This window comes from Bacillus sp. FAU18 (assembly GCF_056033885.1).
The window spans coordinates 410,048-436,161 of sequence record NZ_JBVYHZ010000004.1 but is presented as its reverse complement, the minus strand read 5'-3'; the positions used below and the strand labels follow the sequence as shown (position 1 = coordinate 436,161).

Here is a 26,114-nt window from a genome sequence, read left to right as displayed (position 1 = left end):
GTCTGGGTCGCTTTTTATGTTTAACCGCGGCCTGCCTGGAAAGCAGGATATTTCGTCATTCCGCCGTCCGCAAACAACGTGATGCCTGTAACATAGCTGGATTCCTTCGAAGCAAGCCACACTGCCACTGCGGCAATCTCCTCCGGTTCGCCGATATAGCCCATCGGGATCATGCTCTCTACATCTGCTTTCTGTTTAGGGTCAGCGAATTTTTCAGCATTGATTGGCGTGTTGATCGCACCTGGCCCGATATTGTTGACGCGAATGCCTTTCGGCGCGTATTCCAAAGCCAACGTTTCAGACATCAGCTTAATTCCGCCTTTACTAGCTGCATAGTGGACAAATAACGGCCACGGAATCCTTTCATGCACGCTGGACATGTTGATGACATTTCCCTTGATATCGTTTTCTACGAAATATTTAATCGCTTCACGGCTTCCTAAAAAGGCACCTGTTAAGTTCGTGCCGATGACTTTATCCCAATCCTTGAGCGGCATTTCGTGAGACGGCACAGGATTTTCAAGACCGGCATTATTAATCATAATATCCAGTGTGCCGAACTCCTTGATTGCCGTTTGCACGATATTTTTTACATCTTCCTCTTTCGTGACATCTCCTTGGACGACAACAGCTTCACCGCCCGCCTTGATGACCTCTTCTTTTACCTCGTTCGGATCTTGTTTATTACTATAATAGTTGATAACCACTTTTGCCTGCTCCTTGCCGAAGCGAATGGCCATTGCCTTTCCGAGCCCTGAAGCAGCTCCTGTAATAGCGACGACTTTTCCTTTTAAATCCGGATACATATACATCCTCCTCCATTTGTTATGAATTTGTTTTGGCGATTCCTAAGAATACGGCAGCGGCAATAATCAGGATAATCCCGATCGCAATTGCTATAAGCTGGCGTTTCGTTTTCTTTTCACGCAGGATGAAAATACCGCCGAGCGTAGAAATGACAATTCCCATTTGTGAAAGGGAAAAGCTCGTTGCAACGCCGACTCGCGGCTGAGAAATAAACAAAAACATATTTCCGCCTGCCCAGATTAACCCTGGGAGAATATTTCTGATCGCATACTTGTTAAAGGGTTTGTGTCTATAGGTTAAAACTAACCCCCCGACCACCATGCCAATTGCCTGTGGCAGCAGCGCGGACCAGCCGGACACATTGAATAATCTAGCCACGACTACATAAACCAAATAACCAAGAGTCGAAACAAGGAGAATCAAAATGCCCTTTTTCAAATTGCTTGGCTCGCCCTCTTTTTTATCATTCTTATCTTCCAAGGACGTGAGAATGATTCCCACAATGATAAAGATCAAAGCGAGAACGCCAAGCGTAATCGCAATCGGTGTTGACCATTCGCGGAACACGATCACACCGAACAGCGAGGTGGAAACGAGCTGCATTCCTGTAGAAATCGGCATTGTTTTCGACACGCCCATCAATTGAATGCTTTTCAGCTGGTTGGCCTGTCCAAGTGACCAAAATAAGCCGGATACGATTCCAACAATAAAAATGCGAAGTGACAGAACGGGCTGAACAAAAAAGTAAATAACGATAGAAACAATGAGTGCCCCGATCGTCGTTCCCAGTGTCTGGCTGTACGGCCCGCCGCCTAATTTCACATTGAAGAGAACAATGCTCCCCCAAAACAAAGCCGGGAGAAGAGCCAATAATAAATCCATTGTTGGGGAACCTTCTTTCAAAATGTATTTGCTGTTATTTTGGCTGGATTTGTTGTGATTATTCGCCGGAACACAAAAAGAGCTGCCGGAAAATCCGGCAGCTCTCAGGAGCTTGCATTCTTTTATAAACCGATGGACAAATATTTTGTTTCAAGGTACGGCTCGATACCTTCTGAACCGCCTTCACGGCCAATGCCGCTTTCTTTCATTCCGCCGAATGGCGCTTGAACCGCTGACGGTCCGCCGTCATTCCAGCCGATAATGCCATACTCTAGATTCTCGGAAATATAGATGCCGCGGCGGTAGTTTTCTGTGAAGAAGTATGCAGCCAAGCCATACGGTGTATCGTTGGCAAGCTGAATCGCTTCATCAATATCAGAAAACGTGACGATCGGGGCGACCGGGCCGAATGTTTCCTCATGCATGATGTTCATGGACGTATCGACATCGGTGAGCACTGTCGGATTCACAAAGTAGCACCCTTTGTCATCGTTTCGGTCATATGTGCCCCCAGCAATAATTTTTGCGCCTTTTTCAACCGCATCATCTATTTGGCTGACGATTTTTTCGAAGCCTCGTTTGTTGATGATCGGTCCGACATTGACGCCTTCCTCAAGTCCATTTCCGACTCTCAGCTTAGACACTTGCTCGCTCAATTTCGCAGCAAATTCATCCTTGATGGACTCATGAACGATCAGGCGGTTGGCACATACGCAGGTTTGGCCGGCGTTTCGGTATTTGGACGCCATCGCCTGTTCAACGGCAAGGTCAATGTCTGCATCTTCATCTACGATCAGCGGGGCGTGTCCGCCGAGTTCCATTGAGACGTGCTTCACGGTGTCCGCGCTGTTTTTCATAAGGATTTTCCCTACAGGTGTTGAGCCTGTAAACGTGATTTTGCGAATTTTCGGACTGCTTGTGAACACATTTCCGATTTCTTCTCCATCACCGATCACAACCTGAAGAACATCCTTCGGAATGCCCGCTTCATATGCGAGGCGCGCTAGTTCATAAGCAGACAGCGGTGTGTCTGGCGCCGGCTTGATGATAAATGTACAGCCAGCGGCAAGAGCAGGCGCCGCTTTGCGTGTAATCATCGCATTCGGGAAATTCCAGGGCGTGATAGCAGCAACGGGGCCGACCGGCTGGCGTGTGACAACAATTCGTTTACCAGTTGTCGGGGCTGGGACCGTTCTTCCGTACACACGCTTCGCTTCCTCTGCGAACCATTCGATATAGCCTGCGCCGTAAAGTACCTCGCCGACTGCTTCCTGGTATGGTTTTCCGTTTTCCTTTGTAATTAAATCTGCAAGCTCTTCTTTATGTTCAACAATCAGCTCATACCATTTTTTCAAAAGAGACGCTCTTTCGTTCGCTGATGTTTTAGACCACGTTTTAAACGCTTGATGTGAACGTTCAATGGCTTCTTCTACCTCTGTGGCTGATTGCTGAGGAATCGTTTTGATCTCCTCGCCCGTAGCCGGGTTGTAGACCGTTAATTGATCTGGCATATTGAACATTCCTTTCTTTTCATGATTACTTAAAATGATAGCAGACCCAGCCGTTTTCTTTCCAATGATTAAGCTCGCAGGCCCGCCTCCAAGATGCTGAGCCCTTCATTTAAAAGGCTGTCTGAGATGACGAGCGGTGTCAAAAAGCGGATGATATTACCGTTAATTCCCGCTGTCAGCAAAAGTAATCCGTTTTGATTCGCATAGGCCGCGATCGCTGCTGCTTTTGCTTTATCAGGCTCACGCGTGTCTGAATCCTTGACGATTTCGATTGCGGCCATCGCCCCGAGTCTGCGGGTGTCACCGATGAACGGGAATTCTTGTTTCCACTCATACGCCTTGTCTTCAATGATTTTGCCAATTTCTTCAGATCGCTCATTCAGTCCTTCTTCTTCGATAATATCCAAGACTGCCAAAGCCGCCGCGCAGCCGAGCGGGCTGCCGGCATACGTGCCGCCCAGCTCCCCTGGCGCTGCCGCATCAAGCATTTCCGCACGCCCGATCACACCGCTTAATGGCAGGCCTGCCGCAAGCGATTTAGAAACCGTGATCAGATCGGGCACTACATCAAAGTGCTCAATTGCGAAATAAGTGCCAGTTCTGGCAAAGCCGGTTTGGATTTCATCAGCAACAAAAACAATGCCGTGTTCTTTGCAGAATGAAGCGACGTGCTGCACGAACCGTTTCGAAGGAATAATAAACCCGCCTTCTCCCTGCACTGGCTCCATCACGACACACGCCACCGTTTCAGGCGCCACTGAAGCGATAAAGAAATCATTGAATGCTTGAATGACCATATCGTCATAGCTTTCATCACTCATGCCGGCCGGCTTCTGATAATAATAAGGGAACGGCGCTTGATAAACCTCTGGCGCAAAAGGTCCGAAACCGAATTTATAAGGTTTTACCTTACTTGTCATGCTCATCGTCATATTCGTGCGTCCATGAAACCCGCGCGTAAACGAGACAACGCCTTGGCGCTTTGTATACTTTCTGGCAATTTTCACAGCGTTTTCGACCGCTTCTGCCCCTGAGTTAAGCAAAATCGCTTTTTTCTCATGGCTGCCCGGTGCAATGCCGCATAGTTTTTCGGCTAACTCGATATAAGACGGGTACATCATGACATTGAAGCCAGGATGAATCAGCTCCTCTGCCTGCCGCTTCACAGCCTCAACCACCTTCGGATGCGAGTGTCCGACATTTAACGTGCCGATGGCGCCTGCAAAATCAATAAATCTCCGGCCGTCCAGATCGTACAGCTCGGCCCCTTCTCCTTTGACCGCCAGACTGCGGTTGCCGTTGCTCACACCTTTTGACACAAATTGATCCCGTTTTTGCTGCCATTGTGCAGTTGTGATGCTTGCTGTTGTTTGACTCATATGAATATCCCCCTGTCGGTATTTTCTTATCATTCTGACTTCTCTTTGGTATGATGAAAAGTACCAATTATAACTTTTTGATGGTATCAGAAGGAGAAACTACAAATGGATATCACGATTACACTCGATCGTTCAGAACAAGCCGATTATATCTATCAGCAAATTTATCAAAAGCTGAAAAAAGAAATCCTCAGCCGCAATCTGCTGCCGCACTCGAAGGTTCCCTCCAAGCGGGAGCTGGCTGAAAATCTCAAGGTCAGCGTAAATTCAGTGAATTCAGCCTATCAGCAGCTGCTGGCTGAAGGGTATTTGTACGCCATTGAACGAAAGGGTTTCTTCGTGGAGGAGCTAGACATGTTTTCCGCCGAGGAGCACCCTCCATTTGCACTGCCGGATGACCTAAAAGAGATTCACATCGATCAGAGCGATTGGATATCGTTTTCACACATGAGTTCCGATACAGACCATTTTCCGATCAAAAGCTGGTTCCGCTGCGAGCAAAAAGCGGCCTCCCGTTCATACCGCACGCTCGGCGATATGTCACATCCGCAAGGGATATATGAAGTGAGAGCGGCCATTACCAGGCTCATTTCCCTGACGAGGGGTGTAAAATGCAGGCCGGAACAAATGATCATAGGGGCAGGCACACAGGTGCTCATGCAGCTGTTGACTGAGCTTTTACCCAAGGAAGCCGTGTATGCGATGGAGGAGCCTGGCTACAGGCGCATGTATCAGCTTTTGAAGAATGCCGGAAAACAAGTAAAGACGATCATGCTGGATGAAAAAGGCATGTCGATTGCTGAAATCACCAGACAGCAGCCTGATGTGCTGGTGACCACCCCGTCGCATCAGTTTCCGGCCGGAACGATTATGCCTGTATCCAGAAGAATTCAGCTGCTGAACTGGGCAGCCGAGGAGCCGCGCCGATATATCATTGAGGACGATTATGATAGTGAATTCACATATGATGTAGACAGTATTCCGGCGCTGCAAAGCCTCGACCGTTTTCAAAATGTCATCTATATGGGAACCTTTTCAAAATCCCTTCTCCCCGGCTTGCGGATCAGCTATATGGTGTTGCCGCCTGAGCTGTTGAGGACATACAAACAGCGGGGCTATGATCTGCAGACTTGCTCATCACTTACACAGCTCACCTTGCAGGAATTTATCGAGTCTGGTGAATATCAGAAGCATATAAAAAAAATGAAGCAGCATTATAAAGAAAAGAGAGAACGCCTGATCACCGCTTTAGAAGCAGAGTTCAGCGGAGAGGTTACCGTAAAAGGGGCAAATGCGGGGCTGCATTTTGTTACCGAATTTGATACCAGGCGCACCGAACAAGACATCCTGTCACATGCTGCCGGGCTGCAGCTTGAAATATTCGGAATGAGCCGATTTAACTTGAAGAAAAACAAGCGGCAAACGGGCAGGCCCGCTCTCATTATCGGCTTTGCACGGCTGAAGGAAGAAGATATTCAGGAGGGTGTGCAGCGGCTTTTCAAAGCGGTTTACGGACATAAAAAAATCCCCGTTACAGGGGATTGATTCACCAGCGGTCCTGGTCTACATTCAGCACGGCTTCAAGCAGGCCCGGAAATGCCTTTTCAAGGTCTTCAGCGCGAAGCGAATAATACCGGCGCTTTCCTTCTATCCGAACTTGAGCGATACCTGATTCTCTCAAAACTTTAAAATGATGCGACAAAGTCGATTTGGCAACCTGCACATCTGCACAGGTGCCGCACGTTTTTTCTTTTGCTTCAGCTAATTGCTTGACGAGCTCTAAACGAAGCGGATCACTAAGTGCATGAAGAACCTTTGTCAGCTGCAATGTTTCTGTTTCTGGATGGTTTGGAATGTTCATGACACAAATGTATCACACAACAATTAGAATGACAATTTTACTATTTAAGGGTTTTTCCTTTACCTCATTTAGAATACATGTTACATTTAGTTCGATGAAATTCGAACAATAAATTCACATAACAACGGAGGAGATTTACATGATCGTATTACAAGCTTACATCAAAGTAAAACCAGAAAAACGCGAGGAATTTTTGAGCGAGGCTCAATCACTTGTTCAGCATTCAAGAGCTGAGGAAGGCAACGCGCAATACGACCTATTTGAAAAAGTAGGCGAAGAAAATACATTTGTCATGCTTGAAAAATGGAAAGATGAAGCGGCAATGAAATTCCATAACGAAACTGCGCATTTCCAAGGATTTGTCGCAAAAGGAAAAGAACTGCTGAGCGCTCCTCTTGATGTTGTCCGCACAGAGCTTAGCGAGTAAAGGAAGGGTGTCTCATATGAATGAAGTGATTAAATCTTTAACAGACCACCGCTCGATTCGCAGCTACACAGATGAGCCTGTAGCTCAGGAGCAATTGGACCAAATCATTGAAGCGGTGCAATCAGCCCCTTCTTCTATCAACGGACAGCAAGTGACTGTGATCACAGTCCAGGATAAAGTGCGCAAAAAGAAAATCTCCGAGCTGGCAGGCGGCCAGCCATGGATCGATCAAGCTCCTGTTTTCCTGCTGTTCTGCGCAGATTTCAATCGGGCCAAAATTGCGCTTGAAGATCTGCATGATTTCAAAATGGAAATCACAAATGGATTGGAATCTGTTCTTGTCGGCGCAGTAGACGCTGGTATTGCCCTCGGCACAGCAACAGCAGCGGCTGAGTCACTCGGACTTGGCACAGTTCCGATCGGTGCGGTTCGCGGAAACCCTCAAGAGCTGATCGAACTGCTTGAGCTTCCAAAATACGTGTTCCCTTTATCCGGCCTTGTCATTGGGCATCCTGCCGACCGTTCAGCGAAAAAACCGCGCTTGCCGCAGGAAGCTGTCAATCATCAGGAAACTTATTTGAATCAGGATGAGCTGACGTCTCACATTCAGGCATACGACGAACAGATGTCTGAATACATGAATAAACGGACAAACGGAAAAGAAACAAGAAATTGGTCACAGAGCATCGCTTCCTACTATGAGCGCCTGTACTATCCGCACATCCGTGAAATGCTTGAAAAACAAGGATTTAAAGTTGAAAAATAAGCTCTTATTCGGCCTGTCGGATTTTCCGGCAGGCCTTTCATTTACCCGGTTAAAATCCATTGACTTCTATTTTGTTTATTTGGTAAAATTTTTTCATAGTTACTCATTGGTTTTCTGTGAACCAATGGGTTTTCTAATGTTCAAGAAAGAAGGAAGCCATGAGATGCTTGATAAAAAAACAGATATCTTGTTAGCCGCGCGAAAGCTTTTTTCGGAAAAGGATTTTACGTCGGTTTCCATGCAGGCGATCGCAGAAGAATGTAAGATGTCAAAAGCTTCGATATATAAGCTGTTCCAATCTAAAGAAGATCTGCTTTTGGAGCTGCTGTCATTTAACCAGAAGCAAATGGTGGCCGCAGCCTCAAGACTTCAGGAAAATACCGCACTTACACCGGAGGAGCGTTTGACGCAAAAGGTCAAAATGGAACTGGAGGGCTTCAGGCGGAATCAGCAGTTTTTCAATATGCTGACCTACGGAAACCCCAAGCTGCATAATGACCGGGTCAAACAGCATATCCATCAGACCAGATCGACGATTATCTGCTGGCACCGCGATTCGCTGATCCAGGCGTATGGAGAAACCATTCTCCCGTTTGTGTGGGATTTGGTCATCATTCTTCACGGCATGATGCGTGAGTTTTTAATGCTGATCAAAATCGAGGAAAAACCGCTTGAGCTTGACCCGATCGCAGAGTTTATCATCAGCACCCTCAATCAGATTATCAAAAACAGGGAAACCCGCCAGTCTCTTCTTCCGCCCGAAGCCATCGAGCTTTATATTCATTCAGCATCCTCCTACAAGCCAAAGGATAAATCAGTCCTATTATCGGAAAGCCTGAAGGAATTACATAAAGGCATCTCTTCCCTGCCCGCCGCGGACTATGACGTAGATGAACTGACATCCGCAGCCGCCATGCTGGAGGAAGAAGCGAAGAAGGAAGAACCCCGCGCTTTTTTACTCAAATCACTGATTGGCTATCTGGAACAAACCGGTGTTTTAACACAGCCCGTTTCCATGTTAAAAACACTGTTAATTACTTAGAGAAAAGAAGGGATATGTATTGGACACAAGTATTGAACAAAAACCTTTTAACCGTTCTGTCATTGTCGGCATTTTGTTAGCCGGAGCGTTTGTGGCGATTTTGAACCAGACATTGTTGATTACCGCACTTCCCCATATCATGAGGGATTTCAATGTCGATGCCAACCAAGCACAATGGCTGACCACATCATTTATGTTAACCAACGGGATTTTAATTCCGATTACCGCGTTTTTAATTGAGAAATTCACAAGCCGAGCGCTGCTCATCACAGCAATGAGCATTTTCACTGCCGGAACAGTCGTCGGAGCATTCGCGCCGAACTTCCCGGTTCTGCTGACAGCGCGTATCATTCAAGCGGCTGGAGCCGGCATTATGATGCCGCTCATGCAGACTGTATTCCTGACAATCTTTCCGATTGAAAAGCGCGGCCAGGCTATGGGTATGGTCGGATTGGTCATCTCATTCGCGCCTGCGATCGGACCGACTCTTTCCGGATGGGCTGTCGAAGCTTTCTCTTGGAGATCATTGTTTTATATTATTCTTCCGTTTGCTGTGATTGATTTGATTCTTGCCAGCATCCTGATGAAAAACGTGACGACTTTAAGAAAAACACAGATTGATATTTTATCAGTCATCCTTTCAACATTTGGGTTCGGCGGCCTTCTATACGGCTTCTCAAGCGTCGGCTCTTACGGCTGGTCCAGTTCAACCGTCTTGATTTCACTGCTGGTGGGTGTCATCGCGCTGCTCTTGTTTATCACAAGACAAATGAAGCTTGAAAAACCGATGCTGGAATTCCGCGTCTTCACGTTTGGTGTTTTCAGTTTAACAACACTGCTGGGAACCCTCGTCTTTGCATTATTGATCGGTACGGAAACCATCCTACCGCTTTATACACAAAATGTCAGAGACGTCACAGCTTTTGATACAGGGCTTATGCTCCTTCCGGGAGCCGTTGTGATGGGCTTTATGTCGCCGATTATCGGCAGAATTTTTGACCGTGTTGGCGGAAGAGGGCTGGCGATTGCCGGTTTCTGCATCATCTTCCTGACATCTCTGCCGTTTATGCAGCTGACTGACCATACGTCACTCGCTTGGATTGTCGTTTTATACACCGTTCGTCTCTTAGGCACCGCCATGATCATGATGCCGGTGACAACAGCCGGAATCAACGCGCTGCCGCGCCACTTGATTCCGCACGGAACTGCGATGAACAACACGATTCGCCAAGTCGGCGGCTCGATCGGAACCGCACTATTGGTTTCCGTGATGAGCAACCAGGCGGCACATGCAGGCACGACAAATGTGAAGCACGCCGCCCTGCACGGCATGAACGCCGCTTTTATTGTGGCTGCCGTCATTGCACTTGTCGGCTTCCTTCTCTCATTCACATTAAAGAAACCTCAGCGCCCTGCCGAACAGCAGCCGGCACGCTGATCAACTAAAAAGAGCCCCGCTTTTTAGCGGAGGCTCTTTTTGGTTTTACTTTTCTAAACCGTCTTTCACTTCTTTGATCATTTGCGCCATAGACTCAAGACCGCCTCCTGATAAGTACCAAGTAGCAGAATCAAGGTAGACGACATGATCATTTTTCACTGCGTTTACATTTTTCACATAATCATTTTCAACGACTTGTTTAGTAGATGATGTTTCACCGATCGCTGTACCGCGGTCAATGACAAACAGGTAATCCGGGTTTGTTTTTGAAATGTACTCGTAAGAAACACTTTGTCCGTGAGTAGACGCTTTGATGTTTTTATCAGCCGGTGTCACGCCGAACACGTCATGGATCAGGCCGTATCTTGATTTAGGACCGAATGCGCTGATCTTCCCATCGTTCGCCATGATGACGAGACCGTTTTTGTTAAGCTTTTCAGCCGTTCTCTTTACATCTGCGATTGAATGATCGATTTTTGCGAGTTCATCCTTCACTTCATCTTCTTTATCGAAAATCTTACCGATTGTTTCTGCGTCAGACTTAAATGATTCCATATACTTCGCTGTGTCTACGCCAAGGTAAATTGTCGGCGCAATTTTAGAGAATTCTTTGTAAGACTCAGATTGTCTTCCTGAGATAATGATCAAGTCAGGGTCTAAATCTGCCACTTTCTCGAAGTCTGGCTCTTTTAAGCTTCCGACGTCAGCATATTTGTCATCCTTGAATTTGGACAGATATTTAGGAAGGGCTTGTTTCGGCAGTCCCGCTACTTTATCATCAAGACCAAGTTTATCTAGTGTATCTAAGCTTCCAAAGTCAAATACGACAACTTTTTTAGGGCTCTTCGGTACTTTTGTTCCGTTTTTGTCCAGCTGGTGTTTCACCGTGATTTGTTCTTCCTTAGAATCAGAACCTTTGCTGCTTGTGCTTTGGTTTCCGCATGCAGAAATCACAACTGCCGTCACCAAAGCGATGAATAGTAATGCGAACTTTTTCATGCTCTTCACCTCTTCTATATATTAAGAAAAATAGACACCTATTCTTTGATTATCAATCGTCTGAATCGGGATGGTCATATCGTAGATTTCCTCAAGCACTGATGTTTCTATCATTTCTTCAGGCGGTCCTTCTTTTACGATTCGGCCGTTTTTCAAAGCGACGATATAGTCAGAATAGACTGAAGCAAAATTGATATCGTGAATGACGATCACGATCGTTTTTCCAAGCTCCTCTACCAGCCGTTTCAGCAGTTTCATAATTTCAACTGAGTGTTTCATATCCAGATTGTTCAGCGGCTCATCCAGAAAGATATAATCTGTGTCCTGGGCAATGACCATAGCGATAAATGCCCTTTGGCACTGTCCGCCGCTCAGCTGATCCAAGTATTTGTCTTGAATGTCTTCCAGCTTCATATAGCTAAGCGCCTGGTTGATATGAACCCAGTCTTCCTCTGTCAGCCGGCCCTGTGAGTACGGAAACCTGCCAAAACTAACGAGGTCTTTGATCGTGAGCCTGATATTGATTTGGTTCGCCTGCTTCAAAATGCTCATTTTCTTGGCAAGCTCTTTGCTGTCACATGCTCCAATCTCTTGTCCGTCTATGTAAATCTCGCCGGAATCTTTTTTGATCAGGCGGCTCATGATAGACAGCAGCGTACTTTTGCCGGCGCCGTTAGGACCGATAAACGAGGTGATTTTGCCCTTTTGAATCGTGACTGACGTCTCTTCAAGGACAACTTTCCCGCCATATTGTTTGCTTACATTTCTGACCTCTACCATGATTTATTCTCCTTTAACAGCAAGTAGATAAAATAAATCCCGCCGGCAAAATTAATAATGACGCTCAGCGTCGTTGAGAAGGTAAACACTTTCTCAACGACAAACTGCCCTCCGACCAGCGCAATGATGCTGATGAAAACGGAGCCTGCGATTAAGTATGAATGCTTATATGTTTTCAGGAATTCTCTCGCCAGGTTGACGACCAGAAGGCCTAAAAACATAATCGGCCCGACTAGCGCTGTTGAAACAGAAACCAAAATCGCAACCACGATCAGCATCTGCTTCACCACTTTGTCGTAGTCAATGCCCAAATTCACGGCGTGCTCGCGTCCGAGCGACAGCACATCGAAAAATTTTGTAAAACGCCAGACATAAACGCCTGTCAGCAGGAAGATGATGAACGCGAGCCATAACAAATCCGTATTGATATTGTTAAAGCTGGCAAACATCTTGTCCTGCACAACTTGGAACTCGTTCGGATCAATCAGCATCTGCATAAAGGAAGACAGGCTGCTGAACAGCGTGCCAAACACGATTCCGATAAGCAGAAGGAAAAAGATATTTCTCCCCTCACCCTTGAACATGATCTGATACAAAACAAGAGAAAACAGGATCATCAGCAGAACAGATATGATAAAGTTGATGTTTTTATTCATGATGACCATATTCGCAGAACCGAACAAAAAGATAATGCCAGTCTGAATCAGCATGTAGAGAGAATCAAGGCCCAAAATGCTCGGCGTCAGGATGCGGTTGTTCGTAATCGTTTGAAAGATCATGGTCGAAAACGCAATCGCTCCCCCCGTCAGCACAATGGCTGCGACCTTTTTGATTCGTCTCGGCAGGGTGTAATCCCAATTGCCTAAGTCATAAAACAAAAACAAGCCGATACATACAATGGCTAAACCAACGAGCAAAGCTATTTTCATCTGGTTACGCATAGGCTTTTCTCCTTAACAGCATAAACAGGAAAATGCCGCTGCCGATGATTCCGACCATCAGGCCAATCGAGATTTCATAAGGGAAGATAATGATTCTGCCCAGTATATCGCAAAACAGCACAAACACCGCTCCCAACAGCGCAGTATGCGGCAGGCTGCTCTTCAGATTGTCTCCTCTGTAAATCGATACAATATTCGGGATGATTAAACCGAGAAACGGCAGCATACCGACAGTCAAAATGACAAGGGACGTGATCAGGGACACGATAATGAGCCCGATGTTCACAACCCGTTTGTACTTGAGGCCTAGGTTGACAGAAAAGCTTTCACCCATACCGGCCAATGTGAATTTATCCGCATACACATAGGCAATGATGACGAGCGGAATACTCAGATAAAGAAGCTCGTATCTTCCTTTCACGACTAAAGAGAAGTCTCCCTGCAGCCATGATGACACATTCTGGATCAAGTCATATTTATATGCGATAAATGTCGCGATTGAACTGACGATATTCCCGAGCATTAAACCGACAAGCGGAATAAAGATGGTGTCGTTAAACTTGATTCTTTCAAGGATTTTCATAAACAGAAAATTTCCTGCAAGGGCAAAGACAAACGCAATCAGCATTTTGATTAAAGGACTGGCGGATGTAAACAGCAGCAAGGAAATTAAAATGCCGAGCCTCGCCCAATCCATCGTGCCCGCCGTCGTCGGTGACACGAATTTATTTCTGCTGATCTGTTGCATAATCAAACCGCAGATGCTCATGCTTAATCCCGCGATGACAATGCTGATCAATCGCGGCAAACGGCTTGCAAACAGCGTTGACGCCTCTTGTTTGCTTAAATCGAAGAGATCAAGCGGCGACAGATCTTCTACACCGATAAATACAGATGTGACTGCTAATATGATAAGTAGAATAAATAAGTAACGTAGCTTCATGCTGCCTCCTTACATCCTTACAGCAAAAAGAACGTATCTCCTACTCCGCAAGGACTCAAAACAATATGGCCATATAGTAATTGATTATCATTATCATTTACATGTTACCATTTTTTTAGGGTTAGTCAATATTCTTTAAAAATATTAACCTAGTCATTTATCCATTTTACTAATCATTCTAACCATTTTCCATCCCAAAACGTTAGGCTGTTTACCATATTTATCTTTATAACGCAGGTATACGGTCAGCAAACTTGACATTATTCCTCGTGGAAAATACAAATGTTCTCTCCAGAAAGAAATTAACCCTTGATTTACAGGACTGAAAGAGAGATAATAAATACTAAATTTGTGTGAAAATTTTAAACATTAGGAGATGTAAACATGAAGGTCGTTAAATTCGGAGGCAGCTCACTTGCTTCAGGTGCCCAGCTTGACAAGGTGTTTCACATCGTTACCTCAGACCCGGCACGGAAAGCTGTAGTCGTTTCAGCTCCGGGGAAACGCTATGCCGAGGATACGAAAGTGACTGATCTCTTAATCGCATGTGCAGAACAATATTTGGCAACAGGCAGCGCACCTGAACTGGCGGAAGCTGTTGTGGAACGGTACGCTCTCATCGCCAATGAGCTTCAGCTGGGGCAAAGCATTATCGAAAAAATCAGAGATGATCTGTTTACGCTTTTAGAAGGAGATAAAAGCAATCCCGAGCAATACCTTGACACAGTCAAGGCCAGCGGGGAGGATAACAATGCCAAGCTGATTGCCGCTTATTTCCGCTATAAAGGCGTCAAAGCGGAATATGTAAACCCGAAGGATGCCGGCCTCTTTGTGACAAATGAACCCGGCAACGCGCAAGTTCTTCCTGAATCCTATCAAAACCTCTATCGTCTTCGGGAACGTGACGGACTCATCATTTTTCCCGGTTTTTTCGGATTCAGCAAGGATGGCGATGTGATCACATTCTCACGGAGCGGTTCTGATATTACCGGTTCGATTCTTGCCAACGGACTTCAAGCCGATTTGTACGAAAACTTTACAGACGTAGACGCTGTGTATTCTGTCAATCCGTCCTTCGTTCAGAATCCAAAGGAAATCAGCGAGCTGACATACAGAGAGATGCGGGAGCTGTCCTACGCGGGTTTTTCAGTGTTTCATGATGAAGCGCTCATTCCGGCATTCAGAGCGGGGATTCCTGTTCAGATCAAAAATACGAACAACCCCTCAGCCGAAGGCACCCGCGTCGTCAGCAAGCGGGATAACACAAACGGGCCTGTCGTCGGCATTGCCAGCGACACTGGTTTTTGCAGCATTTATATCAGCAAGTATCTCATGAACAGAGAAATCGGTTTTGGCCGCAGAGCCCTTCAAATCCTGGAGGAGCATGGTTTGACGTATGAGCATGTTCCATCGGGAATCGATGACATGACGATCATTTTACGGCAGGGGCAAATGGATGCCGTCACTGAGCGCAGCGTCATCAAACGGATCGAAGAGGATTTGCATGCCGATGAAGTCATCGTCGAGCATCATCTCGCCCTGATTATGGTTGTAGGGGAAGCGATGCGCCACAATGTCGGTACAACGGCAAGAGCCGCCAAAGCATTATCAGAGGCACAGGTGAATATCGAAATGATCAATCAGGGATCTTCTGAAGTAAGCATGATGTTTGGCGTAAAAGAAGCCGAAGAAAGAAAAGCCGTTCAAGCGTTATACCAGGAATTTTTCGCGGGCGTGCTGATCTCTTAATCGTACATAAATAGCGGGCGGTAGCGCCCGCTATTTTTTATATCACCTTCATATAGCCTGATTGTTCATTTTTTCTCTTGTCCACTATTATCCCTGCCAAATGGATCGGTTCAGCATATCTTATAGTATCCTTCATAGGGAGGTGAAACCTTATGTCAGGATACTCTAACGGCGGCGGTTACGGCGGCATCAGTTCTTTCGCTTTAATCGTTGTATTGTTTATTCTTTTAATTATCGTAGGGACTGCGTTTGTTGGCGGCTACTAAGCTGCTGACCGTCTCTGCGGGACCCTGTCCGCCACAGTTTTGCAGCATTTGCTGAAGCAATCTCGCAAGGAGGTGCACAAAATGTCAGGTTACGGAACTTCTTTCGCTTTGATTGTTGTGTTATTTATCCTCTTGATCATTGTGGGAACTGCATTTGTAGGAGGCTACTAAATAAACGTAATCTCCATGAAGGCGGCACCGCAAGACTATGTCTTGCGGTGTTTTTTTGAAAAGAAAAACCCCTTCTCGCTAATGAGAAGGGGCTTGTTCTTACGTCATTCCTCTTTCTGTCACATGAAAGTCGAGTGCTTCCGCATTAGCAGAAACGCCAGCCGCTGTAAAAATCGCGGCTGCGGCCAAACAAATAACAAACAACTTAGATTTCAATTTCATACAAACCTTCACTCCTTTGTATTTGTTTTCTTGCCTCTTCAACTTGTAGAAAGTAGGAAGCAGACAGTTTAAACCATTTCTGTTCATAGTAGTATTTTGCTACTTCTAGGGCTAAATCCTCTATATCAGCGTACATATTTTTATTTTTTAAGTATTGGAAACATCGTTCGATTCCTTCTTCATTGGGCTGATCCTGATATAGGGATTGCAAAAACTCGAATTTTACGGCATAGTCTGCATCGTCTGTTTCTTTAGCATATTCATAGCCCCGCTTGTGATATTCCGAAGCTTTATCATGTTTTCCCTGTTTATAATAAATCAGGGTGATTAAAAAATAGGCTTGCGGGAGAGAATTGACGATCCTGCTGCTTTCAAACGTGGAGACCGCTTTTTCAAAGTAATCAATGGCAGGGTCTAGAAGGTCTTGATTGTAATAGCATAATCCGAGATTGTAGTATGCTCTTCCGACCAGCTGGGCTTTTTGTTCCGCTTGGGCCATATTGAGCGCCAATTTGAAATGGCGTGCAGCTTGTTCGAAATTTCTTTCATCCATCAGGTTGACCCCGAACACGAAATGGCATTGAATGATTCTCACATTATAGGTTTCCTGCTCCACGTAAATTTCATAAGCGTTTTTTATATTAATCAATGAAAAATACGTTTGCTTCATATAATAATAAGCTTCCGCGATTTTAAAATAGAATTCAGCCCGTTCAATATGGTCTGCGACAAAGGAGAGCTTTTTCTCCGCCTGTTTATAGTATGTAATGGCAGAAATAAATTCCCGCTTATCAAACTCATACATCCCGCGAAAAAAATTCACGTAATAGTCGAGCAGCCCTTTGAGATCTGCCTGGTTGCTGTCAATGTTTCTTGATAATTCAGACAGGCTTGGCTGGTCTTCGATATTTAATTTCTCTAACGGCTCAAGATAATCCAGCATAAGCTGGTGCCGGAATTCCATTAGTGAATAATAAAGCAGCAAGTTGGAATCATGCTGCATGTGTTTCAGTTCCTGCTGGATTTCAGCTTTTAACACTTCGGCATCCGGCACGCTGAATGTCCGGATATATCTGTACCACTCGTTAATTTTTTGACCGACCGCTGAAGAAGGAATTACCCCGCTCTTCATTCCTTCACCCTCTCCCATCAAAAACTGTTTATGTCATATTTTATCATGTTTATAGACCGTCCCAACCCGAAAAACACGCAATCTTTGTTTTCGGGAGCACGCAATAAACCGAAGCGGTGTATAAAAAAGGCGGCTCCATCAGATGATGCCGCCGCCCTGTATGCTATTGCTGTTTTGCCGTTAAAGGAAGGCGGATGATAAACTTTGTGCCTTTCCCTTCTTCACTCTTGATTTCTACTGTGCCCTGGTGCATTTCAATGAGCTGCTTGACGATCGAGAGACCGAGTCCGTATTCACCGTATGCCGTGTTCGTTCTTGAAATATCTGCTTTATAGAATCGCTCCCATATATGCTCAATATCCTCTTTTGGAATGCCGATACCCGTGTCTTCAATTTCAATAATCGTCTCTTTATAACCTTCCATTCCGCGCAGCCAAATGTCACCGTTTTGCGTAAATTGGATGCTGTTTTTCGTAATGTTGACGAGAATTTGAATGAACCGGTCATAATCGGCATGTACGATGACGTGATCCTCTACTTGGATCATCAGCTTGTTTTGTTTTTCTTCCGCCTGCTGCTGCAAGTGCTCTTTCACGATTTCAAACACCTCGATCAGAGGAACGTCTAGCTTGTTCAAGGTAATTTGCTGGGATCTGATTTTTTCATAATCCAGATTTTCTTTTACGAGCCGCAGCATGCGCTTCGTTTCCTCACTGATCAGCGAGAAGCATTTATCCTTCTTATCCTCAGGAATCGTATGGCTGTTCAGCCCTTCAACCAAACCGTTGATCGTCGTCAGCGGTGTTTTTAATTCATGTGACACGTCAGCGATAAACTGCCTTCTCCGCTTCTCAAGGCGATCGATTTCATCCCTTGACTGCTTTAGTTTTTTCGCCATGATATTAAAGTCAGACGCCAGTACGCCGATTTCGTCCCCGTAGCTGTTTTCCAAATGGATGTCATAATCGCCGGAAGCCACTTTATCTGTCGCTTCTCTCAGTTTTTGAATCCGCTTGACATGGAATTTGGACAGAAGCCAGCTCACGAGAATCGTAATCACAAGCGTGCTGATCACAGCGTAAAACATATAGAGATTGACCTGATTGACCATCTGTTCAACGCCGCTGATCGGAGAAATCAGCAGAACGGCGCCTTTAAATTCGTTCTGAACAAATATAGGCTGCGCCACAAGTGACACTTCATCATCAAAACGGCCATCTGCCCTGATCATGACAGTCTGCCCTTTTTTTAGCTTATTCCATTCTGATTTCTTCAGCTGTTCCCTTGGTGGGTGATGAAAGCCTTCAGGAAGAAAATAAGGCTGTTGCTCTTCATTAAAGATGATAAACTGCGTCTTTCTTGTGCTCAAAATGTCCTGATAAGGATAGAGCCTGCGCATGTCCACCTGGCCAGCTTGGAATTCATTTGCAATCTGCACCGCATATGACGTCAATTCCTCTACTTTGTTCTGATAGGCAAATTCCTTCACAAAGTGGGAAAACAGAGAAATGATAATGACAAATGCTAAAATCAAAATGCTGATGTGGCTTAGCAGCAGCTGATATAAATATTTAATCTTCATCAAATTTATACCCTACTCCCCACACAGTATACAGGAAAGGCTTGTCCTCGCTGGCAAGCTTTTTCCTTAGCCGTTTGATATGAACGTCAACCGTTCGCTCATCTCCATAAAATTGATAGCCCCATACCTGCTCAAGCAGCTGTTCTCTGGAGAACACCTGCCGCGGATTTTGGACAAGGTAATAAAGCAGATCGAATTCCTTCGGCGTGAGATTTTCTACAGGCTCTCCGTTTAATAATACTTCTCTCGTCTTCTTATTAATGGTAAAGCATCCCGTTTCGATCATATCTTCATCATTAACCGCTTTGCCTGTCGCCTTGTATCTTCTGATGACGGCTTTGATGCGGGCAACCAATGTCAGCGGGCTGAACGGCTTTGTGACATAATCGTCCGCCCCCATCTCAAAGCCGATGACCTGATCTGATTCAGTGTCTTTGGCAGTCAGCATGATAATCGGCACCGTGCTTGTCTCTCTTATTTTTCTGCAGATGGTCACGCCGTCCATAGATGGAAGCATGATATCCAAAATGATCAGATCCCAATTTTCTTCCGTAAAACGCTGGTACCCTTCTAACCCGTCATGAACGAATTCCGCTTCAAAACCTTCTTTAAAAAAGAACATCTCCGTCATCGTACATACACTAACATTATCTTCTATCATTAATATTTTCATTATATCCTCCGGTTGTTTTGATGCTTTTTTATATAATAGCACCATTTTAAACAGAAGGTTTTGCGTTTCACAATTGTTAGTTTTTATTTCATCAACTAGAAATAGATTGTTCATATTTTTTTCATACCTTTGGACTACTATTAATTTATCAGCAAGGGGACGCGCCCCAGAGGCGGTCTTATCAATAAAAATACCAATGCGGAGGAACATAAATGAACTTTATCAAACGAGCCTTTTGGAATATGAAGGCTAAAAAGGGAAAAACGTTATTGCAATTATTTGTGTTTACAGTCATATGTGTCTTTGTGCTATCAGGCCTCACCATCCAGTCGGCAGCACAAAAATCAAGCGAACTGGCCAGACAGGAACTTGGCGGAAGCGTGACACTTCAGGTTGACCGCCAAAAGCAAATGGAAAAACAGCAGGACAGCGGTGAAAAGCGCAGCTTCGAATCCACACCGATCAAAGTGTCTGATGCGAATAAGCTTGCAGCGCTTGATCATGTGAAGAGCTACAATTACACCACATCAGCTTCAGCCAACGCGGGAAACTTTGATGCGATTGAAAGCTCAAGCTCTAGTTCAAGTGATTCCAGCTCAAGCAGTTCGAGCTCAACCGCTAAAAACAGCCAAGGCGGCGGACAAGGCGGACCACAAATCGTTCAAGCCGATCTTTCTATTGAAGGTGTCATCAGCACAACGTTAGTCGATGATTTCTCTGACGGAGATTCAAAAATCACTGACGGACGCGCGATTACAAAATCAGATGTCGGCAAAAAAGTAACAGTGATCAATGAAACATTAGCGGAAGAAAATGATTTAAGCGTTGGCGATTCGATCACAATTGAATCAGCAACGGATGAGGATACAACAGTAAAGCTGAAGATCGTCGGTATTTATAAAACAACATCTTCAGGTGATGACCAAGCCCAAAATTTCTCTTTCTTAAATCCTTATAACAAGCTTTATACGCCTTACACAGCAACAGCGGCGCTGAAAGGCGACGACTATAAAAATACGATTGACTCAGCCGTTTACTATATGGACGACGCGAAAAATATGGATGCTTTCGTAAAAGCAGCGAAGAAAACATCAATTGACTTCGATACGTACACACTGAATACAAACGATCAGCTTTACCAGCAAATGGTCGGACCGATTGAAAATGTAGCTTCTTTCTCTAAAAACGTGGTGTATCTTGTATCAGTGGCAGGCGCCGTCATCCTTGGCCTGATTGTCATGATGTCAATCAGGGAGCGCAAATACGAAATGGGCGTGTTAATGGCCATCGGTGAAAAACGATGGAAATTGATTGGACAGTTCTTGACTGAGATTCTGATTGTGGCCGTTTTCGCTATCGGCCTTGCATCTGTGACGGGAAATCTCGTCGCGAATCAGCTTGGTAATCAGCTTTTATCCCAGCAGATCAGTTCATCAACCGATTCAACGCAAACCGCAAGCGGACAAATGCCCGGCGGCGGTGGCGGCATGGGCGGCGGAATGTTCGGCCACAGTTCATCAAACGTGGACGTTATCGATTCACTGAACGTCGCGGTTTCTATGAACGACATGCTTATTCTTGGCGGGATCGGCATCCTTATCGCAATCATTGCAATATTGCTGCCGTCAATTTCAGTCCTGCGGCTTCATCCGAAAACGATATTGACAAAACAGGAATAGAAAGAGGCGGAACCTATGAGCTTATTAGAATTTCAACAAGTCGGCTACTGGTATAAAGACAAAAGCCAGCCATTGTTTCAGGATATTAACATCAGCTTTCAAAAAGGCAAATTCTACACAATCGTCGGCACATCAGGGACGGGGAAAACGACTTTCCTATCTCTGGCAGGCGGACTTGACGCACCAAAAGAAGGAAACATCCTTTACGACGGAAAAGCTGTTTCCAAAATCGGCTTAACCAATTTCAGAAATCAATATGTATCAATCGTCTTTCAGGCGTACAACCTGCTCCCGTATATGACGGCTTTGCAGAACGTCACAACCGCTATGGAAATCACAGGTTCTAAAGAAAAGAACAAAGAATCATATGCGCTTGACATGCTGCAGAAGGTTGGCATCAACGAAAAACAAGCCCGGCAAAAAGTGCTCACACTGAGCGGCGGACAGCAGCAGCGGGTATCAATTACAAGGGCTTTCTGCTGTGACACGGATCTTATCGTAGCCGATGAACCGACCGGAAACCTTGATGAGGACACATCAAAAGAGATCGTACGCCTCTTTCAAGATCTGGCGCACAAGGTAAATAAATGCGTCATTATGGTGACGCACGATGAACAAATTGCAAAAGTGTCAGACATCAATATCAGACTTTCAAGAGGAAGCTTTACTGTGAAGGAAAACGTCGCAGTCGTATAACAAAACGCGCCTCTGCCAGTGCAGACAGGGGCGCACCCTATATCCCCCTTTTATATAGAAGTGAACATAAAAAGAGCGGTGGCTGCATCCCCCCGCTCTTTTTATCATTTTTTTGCTTCCGCCCCTTTTGACTTCTCTCTTCGTTTCTTTTTCCAAACAGCCACAATAAACAGAAAGAGCGGAAACAATAATTGAAAAGGCAAATGAATATACAGCGGCACCACTTTCAAGCCTTCGTTCAAGTGCTCTGAAAAGTTAGTCGCAATCGTTATAGAAAGGATTAAGATGCCCAATCCCATCGGATAAGCCAATTGAGAGGGGTTCTTTTCCTTAAAGAGCGTAGATGTCCCAACCACAGTGGCATATAAGTAGAGGCTGACCTTAAAGAAGCCGCCGATGATCAGCGCCAGCATAAAAAAGACATCGAGCCGGTCTAAAAATTCTTCGACCTTGATTGTCTGGATCGTACTTAAAAGCGGAAACTGGGATCTGAGTGTAAGATCAACATCAAGCACGCTGATATTAATCGCCACGGTGAGCGCCACAACCAATCCGCTAATAGCCATGGCGATCATCCCCACTTTTTTCACATCTTTTCTGTCATTCAGGTTAGGGAAAATCATCACAAATAAAACGACTTCGCCAAACGGAACGTACATGGTCTGAGTGAAAACAGAGTAAAGGACAGGAGAAATGCCGTCTGCCAAAACCGGTTTTAAGTTATGCGGGTCTATAGAACCTGAGACAACAATCAGCAAGAGGCCGATTGCGCCCAGTAAATACATGGCTCCGAAAAGCAGCTCAGCCGCGCGGGCGAGCACTTCGATTCCTTTTCTTACGGCGTATATGCTAACTACCACTAACAAACCATTTACAATAATGATAGGTGTATCATGATAAGCAAATGTCAGCAGCATTTCTCCAAAGTCACGCAGGACCCTTGCGGCAATATAGGCAAAGTACAAGATATAGAGAAATGAAAACAGCCAGCTCAGCTTGGTTCCCAGCATATCATCCATATATTCTTTCGGAGAAGAATTCGGGTAACATTGATAAATGCCTTGATACAAATAGAAAAGAAACAAACCGGCTGCACACCCCAACAGAACTGCGATCCAAGCATCCCTGCCCGCCATTGATCCCGGTGTAATCAATAAGGAGCTGCCCAGCTCAAAAATGATAATCATGACAAACAGCTGCCTGATGCTTATTCTGGCTTTTTCCATCTGTCACTTCCCCTTTCTCCAGACCTAATCATCTTTAAACTGGTGTTTGATCGGATTGTTTCGCAATCCCGTTCTTCTGATATACGTCTCGGCCTTCACATCGATAGGCAGTTCGGGCAAATATTCTTTGTCCCATGTATCCTTCATTTTCTCCCACTGCTCCGGATACTTTCTATATATCGTGTCACCAAAACCGATAAAATCTATTTTATTCTTCTTGATTTTTTTCACAGTATGGCTAATTTCCATTTCAAGCTCTTTGTTGAGCGCTTTTTCAATAGCGGCCAGCACCTTCGGATTAGATAATTGGAAAGGGTATTTGACAGCATCTATAATTCCTTCAACCGTCACTTTCACATGGATGTGCGGACGTCCGTTCCGCATATCAGGTACCAGCTTTGTATCTTGATGGGTAACCTGCAAGCTGACCGCATCTTTCGTCTTGCCCCAATCAGCATTAATAAACGTATGCTGGACCTTATTCATAAGCCAGACTGCCCCCACGCTTTCATCATCTTCAATCCAATACTTTAAATACCCGGCCTTATCAAAAACCGCCAAACCGTCTGCCTGAAGAATGGCTTTCGGGTCAGTCGCCTGCGTGTTTTCCATGCTGACTCCTTTTTTATCATCGCCAATCATCAAATAACCCGGAATAATCGGTGCCCTTGTGTCGCTGGCAAGTGTTTTCAAAACGTCCTGAATATTGGTTTTGACCACCCGTCCGTATTGCGCCTCCGTGAAATCGAGTGTTTTATTGACTTTGTTTGACGGAATTTTATCAATCGGAGTCAGGATTTTCACGATATTTTCTGCTTTTGTTTTATGGGCAACGACGAAGGTCGCCGTTGTCCTGAATTCCGTGTCCCGGTCAAGATTGTCTAATACAAAATCCAGCCCTTCCTCTTTCGCCAGCTTTTCGCTGATTACGACCAGGTTGGTATGGGCAAAATAAAGCCGCCGCGATACCTTCATGGAGGCTTTTCTGAGTGCTTCCGTCAAATTGTCGCCTTCAATCGAATAGACAGATACAGGCGGCCTGTCTCCAGCACCGCCTCCCTGAAGCCCGCCGGCGACATTTCCGGGATTGATAATTTGAAGATGCAGCACGTAGTTGCCTTCGTTTGTCCTATCGATGCCAATTGCCGAGATAATCGCAAGATCTGTCAGTTCCCGCTTATCCCAGCAGCCGGGCAGCACAATGACGCTCAAAATCATGAGAACGGCTAATAGACATTTACGTACCATTCTGATCCCCTTCTTCCAAATCTTTGTTCACCATTCCTCGTGAAGCGGCCGGCTCTGGGCGTTGATCTTGCCCCTGCCGCACCTTATCTTCCTTACTGACCGATTCCGGCCTTTTTTCATCGGCCCACCACGGAACACGGAAAAGCGCGTCCTTTACGCCTTGTGAAGAAAAAGGTGCAAGCGGCGACATATATGGAACGCCGAATGAACGAAGACTGCATAAGTGGACAAACATCATAATGATCCCTAAAATCAGCCCGTAAAAACCCAAAACAGCTGAGGCAATAATAAAAATAAACCGAATAAGCCGGGCTGAAATGGCCATCGCGAACGCAGGTGTTGCGAAGCTCGCAATCGCGGTGAGTGCAACGACAATAACCATTGCCGGAGAGACGATGCCAGCCTGTACGGCAGCCTGGCCGATTACGAGCGCGCCTACGATTGATACTGCCGAGCCGACAACCCGGGGCAGCCTGACTCCCGCTTCCCTCAGAATCTCAAAAGCAACCTCCATCGTCAGCGCCTCCACAACAGCCGGAAACGGAACAATTTCCCGCTGGGCCGCAATGACCACTAACAGCTGAGTCGGTATCATTTCTTGATGAAACGTCGTGGCTGCCACGTATACAGCCGGAGCCACAAGCGAAATGAAAAAGACTAAAACACGAAGAATCCGTATGCTTGTCGCAATGTCAAAACGTGAATAATAATCCTCAACAGACTGAAAAAATTGAACAAATAAGGCCGGAGCAATAAGCACAAACGGTGTTCCGTCCACAATTATCGCGAATCTTCCTTCTAACAGATTTCCCGCTACAACATCAGGACGTTCTGTATGATACATGGTCGGAAATGTCGTAAAGGTTTCATCTTCAATCAGCTGCTCAATATATCCAGATTCCAAAATACTGTCAATATCTATTTTTTCTAGGCGCTGTTTCACTTCCTTCAGCACCTTTTCATCACATATTCCTTGAATGTACATGAGAGCGATATCCGTATTCGTAACAGAACCTTTTTTCATTTTTTCAACCCATAAATTCGGATTTTTAATGTATCGCCGGATCATGGAAATATTGGTTTGCAGAGACTCTGTAAACCCTTGGCGCGGGCCGCGGAATGACACCTGGGTGCTCGGCTCTTGGATGGAGCGCTGCTCTCCCCCTTGAGTGCTGCAAATCAAAGCTTCATCATAGCCATCGGCAAAAATGAGCGCATTGCCGAGCATTAACTCGGAAAAAAGCTTGTCCCAGCTCTTTTCCGCTTTCACTCCGCCCAGGGGGAGCGTTTTTTCAAGAATTTGCTGGATCGCATGGGAATTCTGGATAGACTCATCCTGTACCAAAGGATCGATTAACGACTCATGGATTGTGTTATTATCGACCAGGCCTGCAATATAAATAACAGCCAAATGGACATGATCCTGCTCCCCGATTTTAATCTCACGAATGATGACGTCAGAGCTGCTTCCGACTTCCTTTTTCGTTTCCGCTATATTCTTTGCCAAACTTGGAGAAATGAGAACCGGCCTTTCTTTTTCTTGCTGCCGTTCCTGATTCCTTTCGTCTGTATTCTGCTTGTCTTTTGAATCGGTATTGTTCTTTTGCTTAAAAAATAAAGGCATACACAAATACCTTTCCTTGTCGTTTTCTCATATTCTTCCTTTTAAAATTGAGATTATGCATTAGGTTTAG

26 protein-coding genes are annotated in these 26,114 nt (G+C 45.4%); 10 read left to right on the top strand and 16 right to left on the bottom strand.

Translation table 11 applies throughout. The features are described 5' to 3' along the window. Positions 1-20 precede the first annotated feature (20 nt). The 4 genes from gdh to gabT all read right to left on the bottom strand — a co-directional run bounded on the left by gdh (position 21) and on the right by gabT (position 4,579). On the bottom strand, positions 21-806 hold the full coding sequence (gene gdh / locus AC0OMU_RS13205) for a glucose 1-dehydrogenase (protein ID WP_014475815.1): 786 nt from the start codon (positions 804-806) through the stop codon (positions 21-23). 19 nt (positions 807-825) lie between these two features. After that, positions 826-1,689 carry a glucose uptake protein GlcU gene (gene glcU / locus AC0OMU_RS13200; RefSeq protein WP_003234455.1) on the bottom strand — a complete coding sequence of 288 codons (864 nt, stop codon included), beginning with the start codon at positions 1,687-1,689 and terminating at the stop codon, positions 826-828. Between the two features lie 122 nt (positions 1,690-1,811). Continuing rightward, entirely contained in the window at positions 1,812-3,200 is a 1,389-nt protein-coding gene (gabD, locus tag AC0OMU_RS13195; RefSeq protein WP_174616549.1) for a succinate-semialdehyde dehydrogenase, read from the bottom strand. 68 nt (positions 3,201-3,268) lie between these two features. Continuing rightward, positions 3,269-4,579, bottom strand: coding sequence for a 4-aminobutyrate--2-oxoglutarate transaminase (gene gabT / locus AC0OMU_RS13190; RefSeq protein WP_474241232.1), 1,311 nt, complete (start codon positions 4,577-4,579; stop codon positions 3,269-3,271). Between the two features lie 105 nt (positions 4,580-4,684). Here gabT and gabR point away from each other — a divergent pair, with 105 nt between their 5' ends. Further along, entirely contained in the window at positions 4,685-6,124 is a 1,440-nt protein-coding gene (gabR, locus tag AC0OMU_RS13185) for a MocR-like transcriptional regulator GabR (protein WP_322840154.1), read from the top strand. A gap of 1 nt (position 6,125) precedes the next feature. Here gabR and AC0OMU_RS13180 read toward each other — a convergent pair whose 3' ends face one another. Further along, on the bottom strand, positions 6,126-6,440 hold the full coding sequence (locus AC0OMU_RS13180; protein ID WP_010330808.1) for an ArsR/SmtB family transcription factor: 315 nt from the start codon (positions 6,438-6,440) through the stop codon (positions 6,126-6,128). A 139-nt stretch (positions 6,441-6,579) separates the two neighbouring features. On the opposite strand from AC0OMU_RS13180, the gene AC0OMU_RS13175 reads away from it, so the two are divergent. The 4 genes from AC0OMU_RS13175 (at position 6,580) to AC0OMU_RS13160 (ending at position 10,113) form a co-directional block, all read left to right on the top strand. Continuing rightward, positions 6,580-6,867 carry a putative quinol monooxygenase gene (locus AC0OMU_RS13175; RefSeq protein ID WP_003234477.1) on the top strand — a complete coding sequence of 96 codons (288 nt, stop codon included), beginning with the start codon at positions 6,580-6,582 and terminating at the stop codon, positions 6,865-6,867. A gap of 16 nt (positions 6,868-6,883) precedes the next feature. Next, on the top strand, positions 6,884-7,633 hold the full coding sequence (locus tag AC0OMU_RS13170; RefSeq protein ID WP_309529868.1) for an NADPH-dependent oxidoreductase: 750 nt from the start codon (positions 6,884-6,886) through the stop codon (positions 7,631-7,633). A gap of 163 nt (positions 7,634-7,796) precedes the next feature. Beyond that, positions 7,797-8,675: a TetR/AcrR family transcriptional regulator gene (locus tag AC0OMU_RS13165; protein ID WP_038429980.1), complete on the top strand. Its 879-nt coding sequence runs from the start codon at positions 7,797-7,799 to the stop codon at positions 8,673-8,675. Between the two features lie 19 nt (positions 8,676-8,694). Further along, a complete protein-coding gene (locus AC0OMU_RS13160) occupies positions 8,695-10,113 on the top strand; it encodes an MDR family MFS transporter (RefSeq protein WP_024572614.1) in 1,419 nt (472 codons plus the stop codon). A 45-nt stretch (positions 10,114-10,158) separates the two neighbouring features. Here AC0OMU_RS13160 and yclQ read toward each other — a convergent pair whose 3' ends face one another. From yclQ to yclN, 4 genes are read right to left on the bottom strand one after another with little or no spacing between them, the layout of a single operon-like run. Continuing rightward, on the bottom strand, positions 10,159-11,112 hold the full coding sequence (gene yclQ, locus AC0OMU_RS13155; protein WP_181218244.1) for a petrobactin ABC transporter substrate-binding protein YclQ: 954 nt from the start codon (positions 11,110-11,112) through the stop codon (positions 10,159-10,161). 21 nt (positions 11,113-11,133) lie between these two features. Further along, the gene (yclP, locus tag AC0OMU_RS13150) at positions 11,134-11,892 is read right to left on the bottom strand and encodes a petrobactin ABC transporter ATP-binding protein YclP (RefSeq protein WP_003234487.1); all 759 of its coding nucleotides are present in this window, start codon (positions 11,890-11,892) and stop codon (positions 11,134-11,136) included. Further along, positions 11,886-12,833, bottom strand: coding sequence for a petrobactin ABC transporter permease YclO (yclO, locus tag AC0OMU_RS13145; protein ID WP_003246705.1), 948 nt, complete (start codon positions 12,831-12,833; stop codon positions 11,886-11,888). The genes yclP and yclO overlap by 7 nt, the downstream gene beginning before the upstream one ends. Next, positions 12,826-13,776 carry a petrobactin ABC transporter permease YclN gene (yclN, locus tag AC0OMU_RS13140; protein WP_015382768.1) on the bottom strand — a complete coding sequence of 317 codons (951 nt, stop codon included), beginning with the start codon at positions 13,774-13,776 and terminating at the stop codon, positions 12,826-12,828. The genes yclO and yclN overlap by 8 nt, the downstream gene beginning before the upstream one ends. A 384-nt stretch (positions 13,777-14,160) precedes the next feature. Here yclN and AC0OMU_RS13135 point away from each other — a divergent pair, with 384 nt between their 5' ends. The 3 genes from AC0OMU_RS13135 (at position 14,161) to AC0OMU_RS13125 (ending at position 15,962) form a co-directional block, all read left to right on the top strand. After that, positions 14,161-15,525, top strand: coding sequence for an aspartate kinase (locus AC0OMU_RS13135; RefSeq protein WP_063336058.1), 1,365 nt, complete (start codon positions 14,161-14,163; stop codon positions 15,523-15,525). Between the two features lie 152 nt (positions 15,526-15,677). Continuing rightward, positions 15,678-15,791, top strand: coding sequence for a YjcZ family sporulation protein (locus tag AC0OMU_RS13130; protein WP_014478831.1), 114 nt, complete (start codon positions 15,678-15,680; stop codon positions 15,789-15,791). A gap of 81 nt (positions 15,792-15,872) precedes the next feature. Then, positions 15,873-15,962, top strand: coding sequence for a YjcZ family sporulation protein (locus tag AC0OMU_RS13125; RefSeq protein WP_015482794.1), 90 nt, complete (start codon positions 15,873-15,875; stop codon positions 15,960-15,962). A 99-nt stretch (positions 15,963-16,061) separates the two neighbouring features. On the opposite strand, the gene phrC is transcribed toward AC0OMU_RS13125, so the two are convergent. From phrC to yclJ, 4 genes are all read right to left on the bottom strand, one after another. After that, positions 16,062-16,184, bottom strand: coding sequence for a phosphatase RapC inhibitor PhrC (phrC, locus tag AC0OMU_RS13120; RefSeq protein ID WP_003224994.1), 123 nt, complete (start codon positions 16,182-16,184; stop codon positions 16,062-16,064). Further along, positions 16,168-17,316, bottom strand: coding sequence for a response regulator aspartate phosphatase RapC (gene rapC / locus AC0OMU_RS13115; protein WP_014475800.1), 1,149 nt, complete (start codon positions 17,314-17,316; stop codon positions 16,168-16,170). Before rapC ends, phrC begins: the two co-directional genes overlap by 17 nt. A 163-nt stretch (positions 17,317-17,479) precedes the next feature. Next, positions 17,480-18,901, bottom strand: a complete 1,422-nt coding sequence (gene yclK, locus AC0OMU_RS13110) for a two-component system sensor histidine kinase YclK (protein WP_367148097.1) — start codon at positions 18,899-18,901, stop codon at positions 17,480-17,482. Continuing rightward, positions 18,888-19,571 carry a two-component system response regulator YclJ gene (gene yclJ / locus AC0OMU_RS13105; RefSeq protein ID WP_063336130.1) on the bottom strand — a complete coding sequence of 228 codons (684 nt, stop codon included), beginning with the start codon at positions 19,569-19,571 and terminating at the stop codon, positions 18,888-18,890. The genes yclK and yclJ overlap by 14 nt, the downstream gene beginning before the upstream one ends. A gap of 212 nt (positions 19,572-19,783) precedes the next feature. Here yclJ and AC0OMU_RS13100 point away from each other — a divergent pair, with 212 nt between their 5' ends. Continuing rightward, positions 19,784-21,250, top strand: a complete 1,467-nt coding sequence (locus AC0OMU_RS13100) for an ABC transporter permease (protein WP_474241231.1) — start codon at positions 19,784-19,786, stop codon at positions 21,248-21,250. Positions 21,251-21,265: 15 nt separating this feature from the next. Beyond that, a complete protein-coding gene (locus AC0OMU_RS13095; RefSeq protein WP_174616554.1) occupies positions 21,266-21,946 on the top strand; it encodes an ABC transporter ATP-binding protein in 681 nt (226 codons plus the stop codon). 104 nt (positions 21,947-22,050) lie between these two features. On the opposite strand, the gene gerKB is transcribed toward AC0OMU_RS13095, so the two are convergent. From gerKB to gerKA, 3 genes are read right to left on the bottom strand one after another with little or no spacing between them, the layout of a single operon-like run. Continuing rightward, a complete protein-coding gene (gene gerKB, locus AC0OMU_RS13090) occupies positions 22,051-23,172 on the bottom strand; it encodes a spore germination protein GerKB (protein ID WP_174616555.1) in 1,122 nt (373 codons plus the stop codon). Positions 23,173-23,196: 24 nt separating this feature from the next. Then, positions 23,197-24,420 (bottom strand): spore germination protein GerKC, encoded by a 1,224-nt coding sequence (gene gerKC / locus AC0OMU_RS13085; RefSeq protein ID WP_015482791.1) that lies wholly within the window; start codon positions 24,418-24,420, stop codon positions 23,197-23,199. Next, positions 24,410-26,044 (bottom strand): spore germination protein GerKA, encoded by a 1,635-nt coding sequence (gerKA, locus tag AC0OMU_RS13080; RefSeq protein ID WP_474241230.1) that lies wholly within the window; start codon positions 26,042-26,044, stop codon positions 24,410-24,412. The genes gerKC and gerKA overlap by 11 nt, the downstream gene beginning before the upstream one ends. Between the last annotated feature and the right edge of the window lie 70 nt (positions 26,045-26,114).